General features: G+C 55.3%; 12 protein-coding genes. 4 read left to right on the forward strand and 8 right to left on the reverse strand.

Annotated features, from left to right (window positions below):
- Positions 1–151 precede the first annotated feature (151 nt).
- The 3 genes from glgX to treZ are packed head-to-tail and all read right to left on the reverse strand — an operon-like array spanning position 152 to position 6,608.
- Entirely contained in the window at positions 152–2,233 is a 2,082-nt protein-coding gene (glgX, locus tag AC0IXH_RS06445; protein WP_206401199.1) for a glycogen debranching protein GlgX, read from the reverse strand.
- 57 nt (positions 2,234–2,290) lie between these two features.
- The gene (gene treY, locus AC0IXH_RS06450; protein ID WP_471721129.1) at positions 2,291–4,825 is read right to left on the reverse strand and encodes a malto-oligosyltrehalose synthase; all 2,535 of its coding nucleotides are present in this window, start codon (positions 4,823–4,825) and stop codon (positions 2,291–2,293) included.
- 1 nt (position 4,826) lies between these two features.
- A complete protein-coding gene (gene treZ / locus AC0IXH_RS06455) occupies positions 4,827–6,608 on the reverse strand; it encodes a malto-oligosyltrehalose trehalohydrolase (protein WP_471720207.1) in 1,782 nt (593 codons plus the stop codon).
- 469 nt (positions 6,609–7,077) lie between these two features.
- Here treZ and AC0IXH_RS06460 point away from each other — a divergent pair, with 469 nt between their 5' ends.
- On the forward strand, positions 7,078–8,286 hold the full coding sequence (locus AC0IXH_RS06460) for an aldose 1-epimerase family protein (RefSeq protein ID WP_471720208.1): 1,209 nt from the start codon (positions 7,078–7,080) through the stop codon (positions 8,284–8,286).
- A 76-nt stretch (positions 8,287–8,362) separates the two neighbouring features.
- Here AC0IXH_RS06460 and AC0IXH_RS06465 read toward each other — a convergent pair whose 3' ends face one another.
- The gene (locus AC0IXH_RS06465) at positions 8,363–9,529 is read right to left on the reverse strand and encodes a metallophosphoesterase (protein ID WP_471720209.1); all 1,167 of its coding nucleotides are present in this window, start codon (positions 9,527–9,529) and stop codon (positions 8,363–8,365) included.
- A 198-nt stretch (positions 9,530–9,727) separates the two neighbouring features.
- Between AC0IXH_RS06465 and AC0IXH_RS06470 the strand changes: the two genes are divergently transcribed.
- Positions 9,728–10,645: a ketopantoate reductase family protein gene (locus AC0IXH_RS06470; RefSeq protein WP_471720210.1), complete on the forward strand. Its 918-nt coding sequence runs from the start codon at positions 9,728–9,730 to the stop codon at positions 10,643–10,645.
- On the opposite strand, the gene AC0IXH_RS06475 is transcribed toward AC0IXH_RS06470, so the two are convergent.
- On the reverse strand, positions 10,630–11,499 hold the full coding sequence (locus AC0IXH_RS06475; RefSeq protein ID WP_346594632.1) for a helix-turn-helix transcriptional regulator: 870 nt from the start codon (positions 11,497–11,499) through the stop codon (positions 10,630–10,632). The two genes, AC0IXH_RS06470 and AC0IXH_RS06475, sit on opposite strands and share 16 nt — an antisense overlap.
- A gap of 318 nt (positions 11,500–11,817) precedes the next feature.
- On the opposite strand from AC0IXH_RS06475, the gene AC0IXH_RS06480 reads away from it, so the two are divergent.
- A complete protein-coding gene (locus AC0IXH_RS06480) occupies positions 11,818–12,759 on the forward strand; it encodes a sugar phosphate isomerase/epimerase family protein (protein ID WP_013202156.1) in 942 nt (313 codons plus the stop codon).
- Between the two features lie 66 nt (positions 12,760–12,825).
- Here AC0IXH_RS06480 and gntP read toward each other — a convergent pair whose 3' ends face one another.
- From gntP to AC0IXH_RS06495, 3 genes are all read right to left on the reverse strand, one after another.
- On the reverse strand, positions 12,826–14,160 hold the full coding sequence (gene gntP / locus AC0IXH_RS06485; RefSeq protein WP_471720211.1) for a gluconate permease GntP: 1,335 nt from the start codon (positions 14,158–14,160) through the stop codon (positions 12,826–12,828).
- Between the two features lie 77 nt (positions 14,161–14,237).
- Positions 14,238–15,302: a mannonate dehydratase gene (gene uxuA, locus AC0IXH_RS06490; protein ID WP_013202154.1), complete on the reverse strand. Its 1,065-nt coding sequence runs from the start codon at positions 15,300–15,302 to the stop codon at positions 14,238–14,240.
- A gap of 140 nt (positions 15,303–15,442) precedes the next feature.
- Complete coding sequence (locus AC0IXH_RS06495) at positions 15,443–16,822, reverse strand: NAD-dependent succinate-semialdehyde dehydrogenase (protein ID WP_471720212.1); 1,380 nt, start codon at positions 16,820–16,822, stop codon at positions 15,443–15,445.
- Positions 16,823–16,965: 143 nt separating this feature from the next.
- Between AC0IXH_RS06495 and AC0IXH_RS06500 the strand changes: the two genes are divergently transcribed.
- Positions 16,966–17,832 carry a LysR substrate-binding domain-containing protein gene (locus AC0IXH_RS06500; protein WP_013202152.1) on the forward strand — a complete coding sequence of 289 codons (867 nt, stop codon included), beginning with the start codon at positions 16,966–16,968 and terminating at the stop codon, positions 17,830–17,832.
- The last annotated feature ends 88 nt before the right edge of the window (positions 17,833–17,920 follow it).

Genomic DNA, 17,920 nt, shown 5'->3' on the forward strand with positions numbered 1-17,920 from the left:
ACTTAACTCCCTTTCTCGTTAATCGTTTTAGCTAAACTTGCTAAATTCTTGTTAAGAAAAGTTCCGCCACAACTAACGGAACTTTCAGGAAGATATTCTCATCTGATTACATATTCGTTACATCTGACACGCATTATCCCTTGTCGGCCCGTTATGGCCTTCTGAATAAGGCAATGCTGCGCCCTTCCAGCTCGAAATCCTTTTCCCGGGTAATCACCAGCCCCGGTTTCGCGGTCAACGAGGTGGCGGTGGTCAGTTCAAGCACCCAGCCACCTTCACCAAACTGCGGGATCTGGAACGGTACGTTGCCCTCATACGGGTTAAACAGCATCAGCACGTCATGCCAGATGCCCTCTTCGGTATGCAGATCCGGGCGGCCAATATACACCCCGAGCGTAACGCCTTCGTCCCACTGATCCGGCTGCTGGAAACCACCGCCGGCATTGAACCACTTAATATCCATGCCATCGCGCCAGCTTTCACGGCGTAGCAACGGCTGTTCTGCACGCAGCTTGATCACCTGGCGGGTAAATTCGCGCAGTGCCGCACCGGTATCCGGCACTTTGTCCCACTCTACCCAGGAAATTTCGCTGTCCTGACAGTAGCCATTGTTGTTGCCCAGCTGGCTGCGGCCAAACTCATCGCCGGCCAGCAACATCGGCGTGCCGTGAGAGAAGAGAATGGTGGTGAGGAAATTGCGGCGCTGTCGATCGCGCACCGCGTTAATGCCTTCGTCCGTGGTCGGGCCTTCGGCACCATAATTGTACGATCGGTTATCATTATGGCCGTCGTTGTTGTCCTCGCCGTTGGCTTCGTTGTGCTTGTCGTTGTAGGACGTCAGATCGTTAAGCGTGAAGCCATCATGGGCGGTGATAAAGTTGACGCTTGCCCATGGCCGACGGCCCCGCAAATCGTATAAGTCGCCGGAGCCCAGCAGGCGTGCAGCAAACTCAGACGCGACGTTGTCACCTTTCCAGTATTCGCGCACCGTGTCGCGATATTTGTCATTCCACTCTGCCCAGCCCGGCGGGAATCCGCCCACCTGATAGCCGCCAGGCCCAATGTCCCACGGCTCGCCAATCAGCTTCAGTTTCGACAGCACCGGATCCTGCATTATGGCGTCAAAGAAGCCGCTGCGCTGATCGAAACCTTCCGGCTCGCGGCCAAGAATGGTGCCTAAATCGAAGCGAAAACCGTCGATATGCATCGATTCCGCCCAGTAGCGCAGCGAATCCATAATCATTTGCAAGACGCGCGGATGCGAGGTGTTTACCGTGTTGCCCGTACCGGTATCGTTGATGTAATAGCGGTGTTGTTCGGGGAAGGTGCGGTAATAAGAGTAGTTGTCGATGCCCTTGAATGACAGCGTCGGACCCAGCTCATTGCCTTCGGCGGTGTGGTTATACACCACGTCGAGGATCACCTCGATACCGGCATCGTGATAAGCCTTCACCATATCGCGGAAACCCTGAATGCCATTCGGGCCGAAATAGCGGCTGGCGGGCGAGAAGAAATTCAGCGTGTTGTAGCCCCAGTAGTTCTTCAGCCCTTTTTCCAGCAGATGCTGATCGTCCGGGAACCAGTGAACCGGGAGCAGTTCAACGGAGGTAATGCCCAGGTTTTTGATGTAATCGACGGTGGCCTTGTGTGCCATGCCTTCGTAGGTGCCGCGGATGGCTTCCGGTACGGCGGAGTTGAGCTGCGTAAAGCCCTTCACATGGGTTTCGTAAATCACCGTTTCCGGCCAGCCGATCACCGGGCGATTCTCATCCTGCCAGTTGAACTCATCGGGGTCGATAACCCGGCATTTTGGCGTATATGGCGCGCTGTCGCGATCGTCGAAGGTCAGGTCTTTGTCATCATCATACAGGTTGTAAGCGAAGTGCGATTCGTCCCACTCAATTTCACCAGACAGCTCACGGGCATAAGGATCCAGTAGCAGCTTGTTAGGATTAAAGCGGTGGCCATTTTCCGGATCGTAAGGGCCATACACGCGATAGCCATACAGCGCGCCAGCTTGCAGATCCGGCACATAGCCGTGCCAGACTTCATCGGTGTATTCCGGCAGATCCAGCCGGGTGATTTCAAATACCCCGGTTGGATCGTAAAGACAGAGTTCGACCCGTTCGGCATGAGCGGAGAACAGCGCGAAATTCACCCCCTTGCCATCATAATTAGCGCCAAGACGCAGGCTGTTACCCGCGGTGATCCCGTAAGGTTTACCGTTAGACATGCCACTCTCCATTGCAAACGTTAATGTGACTGCGGTTTTTAGATTGTTTTTTTTCAATCAACCCTGAAGGATCACAGGGGTAACGCATTCAATATTTTCTAAATTGAAGCGGCCGCTGAGGAAGTGTTCTTCCCCGGTCAGCACATCGCGATAACGACGCTGAGCCAGCTCAGGCGGCAGGTTAATCACAGCGTTATTCCAGTATTGCTTCGGCCCGGCAGACAGGCTTTCACCCACCAGACCCAACACCAGTCGCGGCAGGATCACAATGATTGCGTTAGCCCCGTCGCTGCGGGCGAAGGCCAGAATGTTCTCCGCCTGCTTTCCGCTGGCCTGCAGCGGCAAATATTCGCCTTTTCTGAACAGCTCAGGATTATCCAGCCGCAGATGCAGCAGTCGGGCGATCGCCTGCTGTTTCAGCTTGCCGCTGCGCCAGTCGGCTTCTTCACAGGACGATGGCAATACGCTGTCAGCCGTCAGCTGGTGTTGCAGCAGCGGGAAATCAGGATCGCGACGGTTATCAGGATCGACCAGGCTGAAATTCAGCGCTTCGCTTCCCTGATAAATATCCGGTACGCCGGGTGCGACAAGCTTAATCACCGACTGGGTCAGGCTGTTGACCAGCCCCGCCCGCACAAAGGGTTGCAGCGAACGGTGGAAGTCCTGCAGGAAGGTCTGATTCTGCGGATCGAGAAGATGGCGGGTATAGTCGAATACCGCCTGTTCGTAGGGTTCGTTGGTGTCGGCCCAGTCGGTGCGCTGCTTCGCTTCGCGCAGGGCTTTTTCCACATAGGCGAGGAAGCGTTCTTCCAGCGCTTTTAAGCCCGCTTGATCCTGCGGCTCAAGCGTGGCCGGCCAGACGCCAGCCAGCGCCTGATACAGCATCCACTCTACCGCCGGTTTCGGCGCCAGGCCATCCGCCAGCTTGCTGACCTTATGCTGATTCATCTGCTGCCAGCGAACGATGCATGCCTGCCAGATGTGCGGCACTTCCGTCAGCGTATACAGTCGGGCGCGGGCATCCTCACCGCGTTTGGTGTCATGGGTTGAGGTGCTGGAAATCGCATCGGGCTGAAGTTGCAGCCGCTGCGCCATCTCCTGATGAAAACGCTCTGGCGTAAAGGTGCGCGGCAAGGGCTCGGCACCGACTTCATTCAGCGCCAGCTCCATATGCTGACGGAAGAACAAGGTGTCCTCTACCGATTTCGCCATCAGCGGTCCGGTAAGCTGCTGGAAACGGGTACGGAAGGTATCCGCCTCTTCCGTGGCACCGTCTGACACCTTGCCCGCGAGGATACGGGTGAGAAAATCTACCGCGCCACGATCAGGCACGTTCTCGCCCGTTTTAACCTCTCCGGCCACCTGGTGCAGCATTTCAGTGCCTTCTTCCGGCAGACCTTCTTCGGTGCCGTAGGTGCGGTACACCGGGAAAGCGATCAGCAGTTCGCGTAGCGCTTCCCGCCCGGTTTCCTCGTCCAGCCTGACGTTTTCTTTGTTGGCAATCTCGGTGGCCAGCGTCAGCAAGGTGCTGAACTCACCGGCGAAATTTCGGTCCGCCATCAGCATTTTGGCGGCGCGCAGTTCCGCCTCCATATCAACCTGTCGGCCAATCACCCGCTCATAGACTTTGCGCAAGGTGCCGATCTGCTTGCCGTCGACCAGCGCGTCGGAAATCGCCGCAATAAATTCATAGCCGGTGGTGCCGGAAATCGGCCAGTCCGCCGGGATAACCTCACCCTCACCCAGAATTTTCTCAACGGTCAGGTAGCAGTCCGGGCCAACCTGCTGGCGCAACAGCTCAAGGTAGCCTTTCGGATCGGCCAGGCCATCCACATGATCCACCCTGAGTCCGTCAACCGCGCCGGCATGCACCAGTTCGAGGATCAGCCGGTGGGTATCATCAAACACGGCGCGATCTTCCACCCGCACGCCCGCCAGACCGGTAATTTCAAAGAAGCGACGGTAGGAGAGCTCTTCTGGCGCATCGCGCCACGACATCAGCCGCCAGGGCTGAAGGTCATGCAGTTCAGCAATGGCCGTTTTGTCGGTGAGTTGCAGGATTTCCTGCTCTTTCCCTTGCCAGCTTTCCGGCGTCAGCGGATAAAAACTCTCGAAGTAGGCCAGCGCCGGACGCCCGGTGGCAGGATCGGCTTTGACCGTGATGTCGCCCTTTTCCAGCGCGACGTCAAAGGTGTCTCCAAGGAAAGGTAAGGTCAGCCGCCGCGACCAGTCGATATCGAAATAACGCGCATAACGGCTGTTTTCACCGTGTTCGATAACGTCACGCCACCAGGGATTTTCCAGCGAGGCCGCCATATGGTTCGGCACAATGTCGAGGATCAGGCCCAGTCCGGCGTCCTTTAACGCCCTGACCATGCGGTCAAAACCGGCGCGGCCACCGATATCCGGATCGATTTCATTGGCATCAGTAATGTCATAGCCGTGCGTGGACCCCTGGGTGGCGGTAAATATCGGCGATGCATACAGGTGGCTGATGCCGAGTTGCAGCAAATAAGGCACCAGATCGGCGGCACGATCGAAGGTCATGCCGTTGCGGAATTGAATTCGGTAAGTTGCAGCGGGAATGGTCACTTCAGCTCTCCCTGGCCAGACGGACAATAATGGCGTTTTGCGCCAGCTTTTCTTCAGCGGCAGGCCAGGCGAACAGGGTTTCACCCGGAAGGTCGACCAGCGGCTGAGCGGTTTCAGCCAGATTGATGGCCAGAGACAGCGTGCCATCCGGGAAGGTCCAGCTTACGGCGAGGAAACCTTCCGCCGTCTTCAGCACCTTGCCGCTGTTTCCGCCGGCCTTGTCCAGCAACGGCACGATATATTGCTGACGCAGCGTCAGCAGCTGTTTTGTCAGTGCCAGCCACTGCTTGCCGTCTTCGCGGGTGAGTTTCTCCCAGTCGAGTTTTGAGCTGAGGAAGGTTTGCTTGTCGTTAGGATCGGGCACGCGTGTCCCCTGGTGTCCGGCGTGACCCGCGAACTCCCGTGCGCGCCCTTCGCGCACCGCTTTGGCCAGATCGCCATGGAAGTCGGTGAAGAACAGGAACGGCTGGGTTTCGCCATACTCTTCGCCCATAAACAGCAGCGGTATGTGCGGTGAAAGCAGTAGCATTGCCAGCAGCACCTGGGTGCGCTCGGCACCCGCCAGATCGATCAGCCGTTCGCCGAGCGCCCGGTTACCGATTTGGTCGTGGTTCTGGATGAAATCAATAAAGGTCACCGGCGGTTGACTGAGGCTACTGACGCCTCTTTTCTCGCCAGACTGCGGCGCCACTTCGCCCTGATAGGCAAAGCCTTCGGTCAGCGTTCGGGCCACCAGCTTTTCGGGCTGCCGGGCAAAATCCTGGTAATAGGCATGGGTTTCGCCGGTGGCAAACACATGTACCGCATTGTGGAAGTCATCGTTCCATTCGGCGGTAAACAACGGCGCTGAGCCGTCCGCCGCGCGCGGATGCAGGAAGGTGACATTGCGGCAATCTTCGGTCGACAGATGGATATGGCGGTCAGGAAACTGATGGCGGATGCGTTCGGCAATTTCAATCAGCGCATGCTTCTCCGAGCTGTCTTCAATCTGGTCGATGGCGTCAAAGCGCAGGCCGTCAAGGTTGTACTCTTCCAGCCAGAACAGCGGCGCTTCAACCATATAGTCGCGCGCGGCCGCAACATCATAGGCGATGCCCGCTCCCCAGGGCGTCATCCGCTCTTTATGGAAGAAGTCCGGTGCCAGCAGCGGCAAATAATTGCCTTCCGGCCCGAAGTGGTTGAGCACGATATCCAGCACCACCGAGATGCCGTGATGGTGGGCACTGTCGACAAAGGCCTTAAAATCATCGGGCGTGCCGTACGTCGAGTGTGGCGCGTACAGCAGCACGCCATCATAACCCCAGCCACGACGGCCGCCGAACTGCGACAATGGCAGAACTTCAATCATGGTGATGCCGAGGTCGGCCAGATAAGGCAGCTTTTCACTGGCGGCGGCGAAGGTCCCTTCAGGCGTGAAGGTGCCGATATGCAGTTCATAAACCACGCTTTCAGACCAAGGACGGCCTTTCCAGTCGGCGTTATGCCAGATGTAGTGCTCAGGATCGACCACCAGCGAGGGACCGTTAACGTCCGACTTTTGCGCACGTGATGCCGGATCGGGTACCACCATGCCATCGGCCAGCACGAAGTTATATTCCGCCCCTGCTGAAACGCCGCTGGCCTGATATTCAAACCAGCCGTCGGCTTGCGCCGTCATCGGATGATCTTCACCCGCAAGCCTTAAGATCACCTCTTTTTGCCCGGTCGCCCACAAACGAAAGCGGACTTTTCCGTCGCCAACGATCTCACTACCCCAACGTTTGATAAAAGATTTGGACGCCATTCGATTCCCTCGTTTAAGCCAGCAATGGGCAAAAGCAATAATGGTGGAGAAGAAAAAACGCGGTGGAGTCCGGTTCTCAGGCACTCATGGTAAAAAATAATCATAGACGATGAATTACCCGCTGATGGCCAGCCGGTGAAACTTTCCCCGGCTCAAGCGCCCGGAAAGTCAGGTGTTGCCCGCAGGATTGATCGGACGTCCGGACCGAATCAGACCGATGGCCAGCTAAGGACATTCGCCGGACAGCCAGCTGAATCGAGTTCAGCTTTTCGCTTTTCGTCCTCTTCCAGGTCACATCCCGTTGATGAAAACTAAAATAACGCTCATGATTTCGTGATGAAACTCTAAGTTCTGCCGCCTTTTTCAACGAATTTACCTTGCGGTGACCCTGTTCACGTTTTTAATGCTCAGTGCTTTGTACTCTCGGGACGTTTTCAGCTAAATCAATTCAGCAAAAAGGCAGATAATAATGAAAAAACGTACCCTGGCTCTCGCACTACTCGCTGTAATCAGTACCCAGACCCCAGCTAAAACCTGGGTGCTGACGGACACAAGCACCAGTACTGAAAAGGGAAACTGGAAAATCTCCAGCGATCAGCTGAAGGCTGGCGGAGAGAACTTCAGCATCGAACAGCAGGTGTTGCACGGCGGCAAGCAGGAAGGATCGAAAATTATTACCCTGACCAGCGCCAACGGCCTGACTATCACCCTCAGCCCAACCCGAGGCATGGATTTACTGCATGTGCAGGGTCATGGCGTGCGTTTAGGGTGGGATTCCCCGGTGAACGAAGTGGTTAATCCGGCTTATATAAATCTGGAGAGTCGCAACGGCCTCGGCTGGCTGGAAGGCTTCAACGAAATGATGGTGCGCTGCGGCTTTGAGTGGACCGGCCATCCGGTGACCAAAGACGGCGTTATTTATACGCTGCATGGCAAGGCAGGCAATACACCAGCATCAAGAGTCGAGGTGATTGTTGATGACCAGGCGCCGCACCAGATCCGCATCCGCGGTCTGTTGAAGGAACATACCTTCAAGAAAGCCAATCTGGAGACCTGGACGGAACTGCGCTATACGCCGGGCAGCGACTCCTTTACCGTGCATGACGTGCTGACCAACCAGGCGGATTACCCGCACGACTACCAGATTATTTATCACAGTAACTTTGGTACGCCGATCCTCGAGAAGAATGCCCGCTTTATCGCTCCGCTGGAATCGGTATCGCCGTTCAATGACTATGCCAAAAAAGGCCTGGATGGCTGGTCAACCTATGGTGCGCCAACCAAAGACTTTGATGAGATGGTGTTTAACCTGAAGCCGAAAGCGGACAAAGATGGCAAGACGCTGGCCGCGGTGATTAACAGTAAAGGGGATAAAGGCGCGTCGATTGAGTTCGATACCCATCAACTGCCGTTGCTGACCATGTGGAAGAATACCGACACGCTGAAACAGGGTTATGTCACCGGCATTGAACCGGGCACCAACTACGCCTATCCGGTCACCATCGAAAAAGAACAGGGTCGGGTTAAGCAACTGCAACCGGGCCAGAGCACCGAATTCACCCTCACCTATTCCCTGCTGAAAGACGCGGCGGCGGTGCAGAAAGTTGAACAGCGGGTTAAAACAATTCAGGGAGATGAGCCGGCCAAGATCGATGAGAAACCGATTGCGGTTGAGTAAGTCGGGATCGCGATTGAACTGAACCAAACGCCCGGCTCTGCGCAACAGCAGTTCGCAGAGCCGGGGCATTCAGCCTTTACTCACTGACAAGGGCCACCGTCTCAGGCACGGCTTCTTTTGCGGGCTCGCTGCGGCGGGCTTTTAAGGTAATCAACGTCAGTTCCGAAGGACGTCCCAGCCTCAGCGCCATGCCCGGCCACAGGCCGGTACCGTTGTTGACGTAAAGCGTCATCCCCTCCACATCATAAAATCCCGAAACAAAACCGCCATTCGCCGGTGCGAAGAACCGATCGAGCCCGGAAATCAATCCGCCGTGCGTATGACCAGAGAGCTGCAGCTGAACACCGCGTGCCGCGGCCTGGCGGGCATTTCTCGGCTGATGATCAAGCAGGATAATCGGCGCGCCGACCGGGGCATTTTCCAGCGCCTGATCCAGATCGGATGAGGTGGAAGAACGGTTGCTGGCGGAAAGATCGTTCACGCCGGCCAGCAGCAGCTTAGCACCGTTGCGGTTGATGACCGCATGCTTGTTCGGCAGTGACTTCATGCCCAGCTGGATCAGGTGTTCCGTCCATTTTTTCTGTTCAAAGAAATATTCATGGTTGCCGGTGATCACATATACGCCATCCGGCGCGCTCAGGTCACGCAGCGGTTCAACATCCTTCCGGCGATTGTTAACGGTACCGTCAATCACATCGCCGGTAATCGCAATCAGATCCGCGCCCAGTCCGTTGGCTTTTTTCACCACGGCCGCCGACCACGAGGCAGGAAACAAGCGGCTGATGTGCATATCGGTCAGTTGCACAATCTTATAGCCCTCAAACTCGGCCGGCAGACCGCTGACTTCCACAGTGATGTTTTTCACCGGCGGCACCCGTATCGCCTGATGCACGCCATACGCCGACAGCACCACGGCAATCAGTCCGATGGTGTAACGGTAGCCCGGCAGAATGGCGATTTTGTGCTGAACGATCAGCGAAATCAGCGCGACCGCATCGGTGGCGATCTGCATCAGCGCGATCAGGAAGATGGCGCAGAACGCCCAGTTAAACAGAATAACGATAAAGCGCGGCATTTCCGGCGCAAACACGCTGCCTGAAGAAAAGCGGCAGAAAAGATGGTACTGAGAAGCGATCAGCAGCAACAGCGCCGTTGCCAGCCGGACGGACAATGGCCAGGGCATTGGGCCAATAAAACGCGTAATAACGTACAGCGAAGGCAAACTGAAAATCAGGTGAAACATGGAACTGCTCCTCAGTGAAAGACGGTAACCGTAATACCGGCTGAATGGCACGGCGGCGCCGGACTCGCCAGACTACGCGACAATCCGGGGAATAGCAGCACACAGCGTGCTCAGATGAATGAAACATTTCTCTGCTGGCAACGCCTGCCGACGCGTTTTAAGGTAGGGGCTCTCTTGATGACTTAACAGGATCACACAATGCGTATTCTGGTGGTGGGTGCCGGAGCAACCGGCGGCTATTTTGGTGGACGTCTGGCGCAGGCCGGTCGTGATGTAACCTTTCTGGTGCGCGAACGTCGCCTGCAGCAGTTGCAGCAAAACGGGCTGATATTACAAACGCCCAGTGGAACCGAGACGCTGCATCCGCAGCTGGCGCAGGCCAGCACGCTCAACGGGCCGTTTGATTTGATTATCCTGACGGTCAAAAGCGTCGGCCTTGAACAGGCCATGCAGGATATCGCGCCGGCGGTCGGGCCGGAGACGCTGATCATGCCGATCCTCAACGGCATGCGCCATATCGACACCCTTCGCGATCGCTTTGGCGAGCACCGTGTCATCGGCGGCCTGTGTAAAATCAACGCCACGCTGGGAGCCAATGGCGAAGTGGTGCAAATGACGCCGCTGCAGCAAATTTATTACGGCGCGCTGGATGGCAACAATGACGCGCGCCTGGAGCGGGTCGATGCGGCGTTAAGCGATTGCGGCTTAGAGACGATTTTCAGCGACGACATTATCAGCGAGCTGTGGGAAAAGTGGCTGCTGCTCAGCACGCTGGGCGCGGTCACCTGCCTGTCACGCGGCAACACTCAGCAGATCCTGCGGTCACAAGGCGGCGAAGCGCTGTTGCAGGGCGTGTTCAGCGAGATCCTCGCGGTCATCAGCGCCGATGGCTATCACCCTCGCCCGGCGGTGACCGCCAAAATTTACGCCATCCTCAGCAACCCTGACACGCCGATGACCTCGTCGATGTACCGCGATTTGAGCCAGGGCTATGACATTGAGTCAGACCAGGTGATTGGCGATTTGCTGCTGCGCGCGTCAAGGAACAGCGTCAGCACGCCGCTACTGAACGCGGTAAACGTCAATTTGCAGGTGTATCGTCAGGCCTTAGCCTGACCGGTTAGCCAGTATTTTTTATATTTGGCCGGTGGGATCCCCACCATATTATTAAATATGCGGTGGAAGTTATTCACGTTATCGTAACCCACCGCATTCGCCACTTCCGTCACGCCCAGTTCGGTACTGAGTAATAAGTTCTGCGCCTCACCTATTCTGCGACGGCTCTGATAATGCTTGGGCGAGTAGCCTGAGAAATCCTTAAAGACATGGGCCAGATAAAACGGACTCATATTGATGGCCGCGGTAATCGATTTCAGGTCGATATCCTCTTTATAATGATCGTCGATATAATCTTTAATGCGCTGCCCCAATAATACTTCCGTGGTGTCATCAAGCGCTGTATTTTCGATCCACAGGCTGCGGCAAAGCAGTAACAATACGTTCAACAGATTGTTGCCAATGTCCGCACCATGCAGCTTTTTAGCGCTGACGTGTCGCCACATTTGCTCAAAAAGATGACGGATCTCATCGTAACACTCACCGCTGGGCATCACCGCAATGTGCGAACGTGGCGTCAGAACGTTAACCGGCAATCCTTCAAATTTCAGCTGCTCAACACCACAGCTGTACAGCAACAGATCGTCTGACGCATGCGGGTTTTCATCATGCAACACGCCGACATTAAACAGCATCAGGTCACCGCGTTTGACCTGATAACCGCGTCCATCAATGTTGTAGCTTCCCGTCCCTTCAACCACAAACATCAGTTCAAAACGCTCGTCATGCTTGTGCATTATCCTCGGTTTAGCCGCTTCTTTTCCCTGATGTTTGCAGATGAACATCAGCCGGGGACGACTGTCCTGGGCAAAACCGCCTGATGAAGGCTGTTGGTTACTGCAAAAAGTCAGCATGGCGCCTCCGCTGAGTTTGTCGCTATTCTTGCGGCCTGTTGTACGACCAATTTTGCGTGTTAATTAAAACTACGCAACTGATTTCCTGAATCCCGTCGCGTTATCTTTTTTCGGCCCATTTTTCGCTTATTTCGCTTCTCTCCATTCTTGCTATGTCAACGCGTTAAACCGTAACTGGGATGACCGTCACGGCTATTTCTCTTTTTGTATTCAGATAATTGATCTTCAGCACAGTCTGAAATCACGCTTTTTTCCGCTGCGTCGCTTTCATTCATCTCTCTGTTATAACGATGCTCTGACTCTGAATAAGGATATGTTATGAAACTCGCCCTTTGTACCGACGTTCTGGCTGATTTATCGTTTGAGAAAATGTTGGATAAAGTTAAAAGCTACGGCATTACCGGCGTTGAAATGACGGCCGGCGGCTGGTCGCCCTGCCCGCATGTCAATACTGAAGAACTGCTCTCCTCGGCAGAAAAGCTCGACCAGTTTCGTCACGCGCTTGCCCAGCGTGAAATGGAGATTGTTGCCCTTAACTGCTCAGGGAATCCTTTAGCGCCGGGTGAGCTGGGCGAGCAACACACGCAAAGCAGCTATCGTACCGTTGAGCTGGCAGGCAAGCTGGGTGTTAAAAAGATCGTGATGATGAGCGGTTTGCCCGGCGGCGGACCGGAAGATCGTATACCCAACTGGATCACCTCAACCGTTTCCTGGCCGGGCTATATGCCAGGAGTGATTGATTATCAGTGGAACAAAGTGGCTATTCCGTGGTGGAAGAAATTTGTCGCCCATGCCAGAGAACATGGCATTGAGCAGATTGCGATCGAAGAGTTCCCTTGCCAGCTGGTGTTTAACCCATCGACATTACTGCGTTTGCGGGAGGCGGTCGGCGAGATGATCGGGATGAATCTCGACCCCTCGCACCTGATTGCCATGGGCGCCGATCCTATCGCTGCAGCGCGCAAGCTTGAGGGTGCGGTTTACCATGTTCATGGCAAAGATGCGCGCATCGAACGCGGGCTGGCCGACATCGATGGGCTGATGGAGTATCAGCCGGTGACCAACACCAAAACCCGCACCTGGAACTATGTCGCGGTCGGCTGTGGCCAGGATCTGCGCTGGTGGAAAGAGTTCTTTTCGGTGCTGCGTATGACCGGCTACGACGGCTATGTTTCGCTGGAGATGGAAGATCTGACCATGAGCGTCGAGGCGGGGTTACAAACGTCGATTGATGCGCTGAACGCCACGCTCAGCCGTTAATCGGACGGGATGATAACGACGCAACCCCCTCTGCAGCGGGGGTTGCGTCTTCAGTACGGACGGGTGTCAGTGGATCCACAGGCTTAACAGCAGCACCATTCCCAGGCCGACCACCGAGTTAATTAACTCAAGCAATCCCCAGGTCTTAAAGGTGTCTTTCATCGAGATGCCAAAGGTCTCCTTAAACAGCAGGAAACCCCCGTCATACATGAGCGTAATGGTGTTACTGCCGCAGGCTACGGCCAGCACCATCAAGGCCGGATTAAGATGGAAGGCACCGACCATCGGCGCCACAATGCCGGCGGAGGTAATGGCGGCCACCGCACCCTGACCGGTCAGGATGCGAATGACGGCGGTAATCAGCCAGGCAATCACAAATGGCGAGAACGGCACGCTGCTCATCACGTGGACAATGCTGTCGCCAACGTCCGAATCAATAATCACCTGTTTGAGTATCCCGCCGGCGCTGATCACAAATAGCACGTTAGCGATCTGCGAAATCGACAGGCTGACGTTATTTGTCACGGCGTCCGCGGTCATCCCACGTCGGATACCGAGGAACCAGATGGCGGTACAAGTAGCAATTAACATGCTGATTTCCGCACTGCCGAGGAAATCACATAACTGCGTCAGCAAGGTCCCCTTGTCGGCCAGTGGCTTAATTATTGATGCCAGAATCATCAAAATAGCCGGGATCAGCGGCACCATGATGCTGGTTTTAAACGAAGGCAGCGACTGCGGATCTAACTCGGCAACGGGTTTGATCATCGAATTGAGCGGGATGTTTTTAATGCCTGGCAGGAATTTAGGCAGCAGGATCCCGGCACAAAACAGCGCAGGTATAATCACCAGCACGCCATACAGATAGACCTGCGCGATATCGGCATTAAAGGCACTGATGAGTGCCACCGGCCCCGGTTGCGGCGGGAACAGGCTGTGTCCCATAGTTGCACCGACAACAGTTGGGATCACCAGCTTCATATAGGGGATGTTGGCTTTTTTGGCGATATTCATCACCAGCGGCATAGCGATCAGGAAGGCCACTTCGTAAAACATGGCGATACCGAAGATGACCCCGATAAACATCAGCCCGACGCTCAGATATCGCGTGCCACAGCGCCGGATTACCGTGTCGGCAATTTGCTGGCTGGCACCGGATTCGGTCATAAACTTACCGATCACTGCACCGAAGATAATAATCAGCGCCAGGTGGCCCATGATACTGCCAATACCCTGCTGTACCGTGGAAACAATCTTATCTAGCGGGATCCCCTCTAAAATCGCCACCAGCACGCCGGCAATCAACAGCGAAAAGATATTATGAAATTTATATTTGAGATTCAGTACGACTAATAACGCAATCCCTAGCAGAACCCATGTAAGTGATAATACAGGCGACATAATGATCCCTCATAATGATGTTATCTATCTGTAAGCCGACACCGGGAAATAGCGGGGAAAGCTCCCCGCTGGAGAGGTTATTTACTGCTGACGGCTTCCCACAAGCCAAGAAGATAGGTAACGCCTAATGCACGATCGTACAAACCATAGCCCGGACGACCGGTCTCGCCCCAGATAAAGCGGCCATGATCCGGACGGATATAGCCATCAAAGCCATTGTCGTGCAGCGACTGAATGACCTTCAGCATATTCAGGGAACCGTACTGAGTGGGATGCGCCGATTCGTAGAAATCCTTGTCCTGAATGATTTTGATGTTGCGGACATGGGCAAAGTGAATGCGCTTACGACGCGAAAACTCAGCCAGAATGCCGTACACGTCGTTAGCCGGATCTTCCGCAATGGAACCGGTGCAGAGCGTAATGCCGTTTGCCTCGGAATCGACCGCGTTACAGATCCAGTCCAGATCGTCGCGGTTTTTCACTACGCGCGGCAGGCCGAAAATGGAATACGGGGGATCGTCCGGGTGGATCGCCATCTTCACACCGACTTCTTCACACACCGGGATCACCGCTTTCAGGAAGTAGGCCAGATTTTCACGCAGTTTTACATCATCGACGTCTTTATACTGGGCAAAAAGCTCCTGCACTTTACCCAGACGCTCCGGTTCCCAGCCTGGCAAGGCAAACCCGTTGGAATTTTCCAGAACCTCTTTCACCACCTCTTCCAGACTCTTGTCGATACCCTTCTTCTCGAAGGCCATGGTCAGGGAACCGTCTGGCAGCACGTAGTTCATATCGGTCTTCATCCAGTCAAATACCGGCATGAAGTTATAACAAATCACCTTCACACCCGCTTTGGCCAGATGACGGATAGTTTGCTGATAATTGGCGATGTAACGGTCACGGCTTGGCAGGCCAATCTTGATGTCGTCGTGAATATTCACGCTTTCGATCACTTCCATCGTCAGTCCTGCGGCCTGAGCCTGCCCCACCAGCGCGGCAATCTTCTCTTCCGGCCAGACTTCACCGACGGCGACATCGTACAGTGCCCCAACCACGCCTTCCACGCCCGGTACCTGACGGAAATACTCCAGGGGGATTTTGTCCTGCTCCGGACCGAACCAACGCATCGTCATTTGCATGATAAATTCTCGCTATACTGTTTATCTTGTATGGTAGCCTACCATCGTAGTATAAACAGATAGCCAGCAATTGGGTTGATGGCCGTCACAGAATGAATTGTTGTCCCGGAGAATATGGCAGCGGCGACTCCCAAACAGGATTAATGCTGCTGTCCGGCCATCAGCACATATTTCACCTGCACATATTCCTCAATACCGTAATGCCCGCCTTCACGACCGTAGCCGGAATGCTTGATGCCGCCAAAGGGAACCGACGCGGTGCCAACCGAGCCGGAATTCATGATGATCATCCCCGCTTCCAGCTGTTTCGACAGGCGGAAAGCGCGGCCAAGCTGGTTGGTCCAGGCATACGTCACCAGGCCATATTCGGTGTTGTTGGCGCGACGGATGGCTTCTTCCTCGGTTTTGAAGCGATACAGGGCGAATACCGGGCCGAAAATCTCGGTGTTGTGCAGCGCTGAGCTGTCCTGTAAATCACCGAGGATAGTCGGCTGGAAAAACAATCCGCCTTTTTCATGCAGTTTCCCACCCAGATGGACGGTCGCGCCTTGGGTAATGGCATCATTCACCAGCGACGTGACTTTGTCCACCGCCTGCTGGTTGATCAGCGGCCCGACAACAAATTCCTCCTGCATGCCCTGGTCCACCCGAATTTTCGAGACGGCCGCGATGAGCTGCTCTACAAAACGGGAATAAATGCCTTCCTGCACAAAGATCCGGTTGGGCGAAATACATACCTGTCCAGAATTACGCAGCTTGGCGCTGACCAGGCCGGCTACCGCGTCCGTAAGCGTGGCATCGTCGAAGACGATAAATGGCGCATTGCCACCCAGTTCCAGGGTCATTTTTTTCAGCGTGGTGCCGCACTGGCTCGCGAGGATCTTTCCAACGCGGGTCGAACCGGTGAACGACACCTTATGGATACGCTCGTCGCGGGTAAAGGCTTCGCCTATCGCTTGCGGATCGCCGGTGACCATTTCAAACACCCCGGACGGAATACCGGCTTCGCGCGCATATTCCAGTAACTTCCACGCCGTCAGCGGCGTCTCTTCTGCCGGTTTGATCACCATGGTGCAGCCCGCTGCCAGCGCGGTGGCCACCTTGCGGGTGATCATCATAAAGGGGAAATTCCATGGCGTAATGGCGGCAGTCGGGCCAACCGGCTCCTTCATCACCAGCACCGAGGCATTGGCATCGTGCGACGGGAGGGTGTCGCCATACACGCGTCGCGCTTCCTCGGCATACCATTCGATAAAGCCCAAACCGTACTCGATTTCGCCCAGCGCTTCGCTCAGGCATTTGCCGTTTTCTCTGACCATCAGTTCGGCGAACACGCGCTTATCGGCGCGCACAAGGTCATACCAGCGGCGCAGGATATCGCTGCGTTGTTTGGCGGTTTTTAGCGCCCATGCCGGAAAGGCTTCACAGGTGCGGTCGATCGCCTCGGCGACCTCTGCCGGGCTCATTAACGGCGTCTGGCCGATCACCGAGCCGTCGGCGGGATTGATTACATCGATCATGATGATTTCCTGGGTTGTCGTCTGAACAGGCTCTTCTCAATCGGACGGAGGAGAGGTGTCCCGAGAGTGTGCTGCGATAGCTTTCTCGCCACAATCGATTAAAATTACGCAATCATTGAGAAAAACTAAATCGGGAAATTTCTGTGCGTGAGCTTCCACCGTTAAATGCCCTGCTCGCCTTTGAATCCGTTGCCCGCACCGGCAGCGTGCGCGCCGCGGCGGAATCCTTGTCGGTGACGCCTGGTGCGGTCAGTCGGCAGTTGCGCCTGTTAGAAGAACATTTTGCCACTGAACTGTTCCGTCGACAGGGACGCGGCTTGCTGCTGACTCACGCAGGGAATGCGTATTACCAGCAGGTCAGCGTGCATTTTGAAGGCTTACGCAAGGCCGGCGGCCTCTTGCATCGGAGCGCAGGGAAATCCGTTATCCGCCTGCACTCTTTTACCACCTTCGCCACGCGCTGGCTGATCCCCAGGCTGACGTCATTTCAGCTGGCGCATCCGGCTATCGATATCCGGCTGACCACCGCCTCGGACTGGGACGATGCCACCGATTATGATGCCGCTATCCGCCTGGGCAGCGGCGACTGGCCGCAGCTCCATGCCACCGCCTTAGTTGGCAACGTGCTGGTTCCGGTCTGTCGACCGACGCCGGGCAGAAAAGAAAGTTTCCGGCCCGACAGCCTGAATAAACATACCTTGTTAAGCGTGCGCGGAAGACCGGATGACTGGCAGATTTGGGGTGAGGCGTTTGGCGTCGATCTGAATCAACAGAGCTGGCGTGAACTGGAAAGCTCCGCGCTGGCGTATCAGGCGGCGCTTGAAGGTCAGGGAATTGCTCTGGCGCAACGGGTCTTGGTTGAAAGCGAGCTGCAGGCTGGTTCGCTGATCGCCATGGAAGCGCACCAGGTTGACTGCGGCAAGCTGACCTACTATCTGGTGTGGAGAGAAAACAGTCTGAAGGAAGCCAGTTTACGGCTACTGGAAAACTGGCTTAGCAAGAATGGTTAATGGGTTAACGTCCCCGGTCTGACCCACCGGGGAAATCGTCAGGTCGGCGCCGAGTGATAATTACGCCACGATCCTGCGATCGATATAT

Source organism: Erwinia sp. AC075, assembly GCF_979253995.1.

Excerpts from the sequence above, each read along its gene's own strand:
- glgX (WP_206401199.1), bottom strand. The coding sequence starts at position 2,233 with ATGTCTAACGGTAAACCTTACGGGATCACCGCGGGTAACAGCCTGCGT.
- treZ (WP_471720207.1), bottom strand. The coding sequence starts at position 6,608 with ATGGCGTCCAAATCTTTTATCAAACGTTGGGGTAGTGAGATCGTTGGC.
- AC0IXH_RS06460 (WP_471720208.1), top strand. The coding sequence starts at position 7,078 with ATGAAAAAACGTACCCTGGCTCTCGCACTACTCGCTGTAATCAGTACC.
- AC0IXH_RS06465 (WP_471720209.1), bottom strand. The coding sequence starts at position 9,529 with ATGTTTCACCTGATTTTCAGTTTGCCTTCGCTGTACGTTATTACGCGT.
- AC0IXH_RS06470 (WP_471720210.1), top strand. The coding sequence starts at position 9,728 with ATGCGTATTCTGGTGGTGGGTGCCGGAGCAACCGGCGGCTATTTTGGT.
- AC0IXH_RS06475 (WP_346594632.1), bottom strand. The coding sequence starts at position 11,499 with ATGCTGACTTTTTGCAGTAACCAACAGCCTTCATCAGGCGGTTTTGCC.
- AC0IXH_RS06480 (WP_013202156.1), top strand. The coding sequence starts at position 11,818 with ATGAAACTCGCCCTTTGTACCGACGTTCTGGCTGATTTATCGTTTGAG.
- gntP (WP_471720211.1), bottom strand. The coding sequence starts at position 14,160 with ATGTCGCCTGTATTATCACTTACATGGGTTCTGCTAGGGATTGCGTTA.
- uxuA (WP_013202154.1), bottom strand. The coding sequence starts at position 15,302 with ATGCAAATGACGATGCGTTGGTTCGGTCCGGAGCAGGACAAAATCCCC.
- AC0IXH_RS06495 (WP_471720212.1), bottom strand. The coding sequence starts at position 16,822 with ATGATCGATGTAATCAATCCCGCCGACGGCTCGGTGATCGGCCAGACG.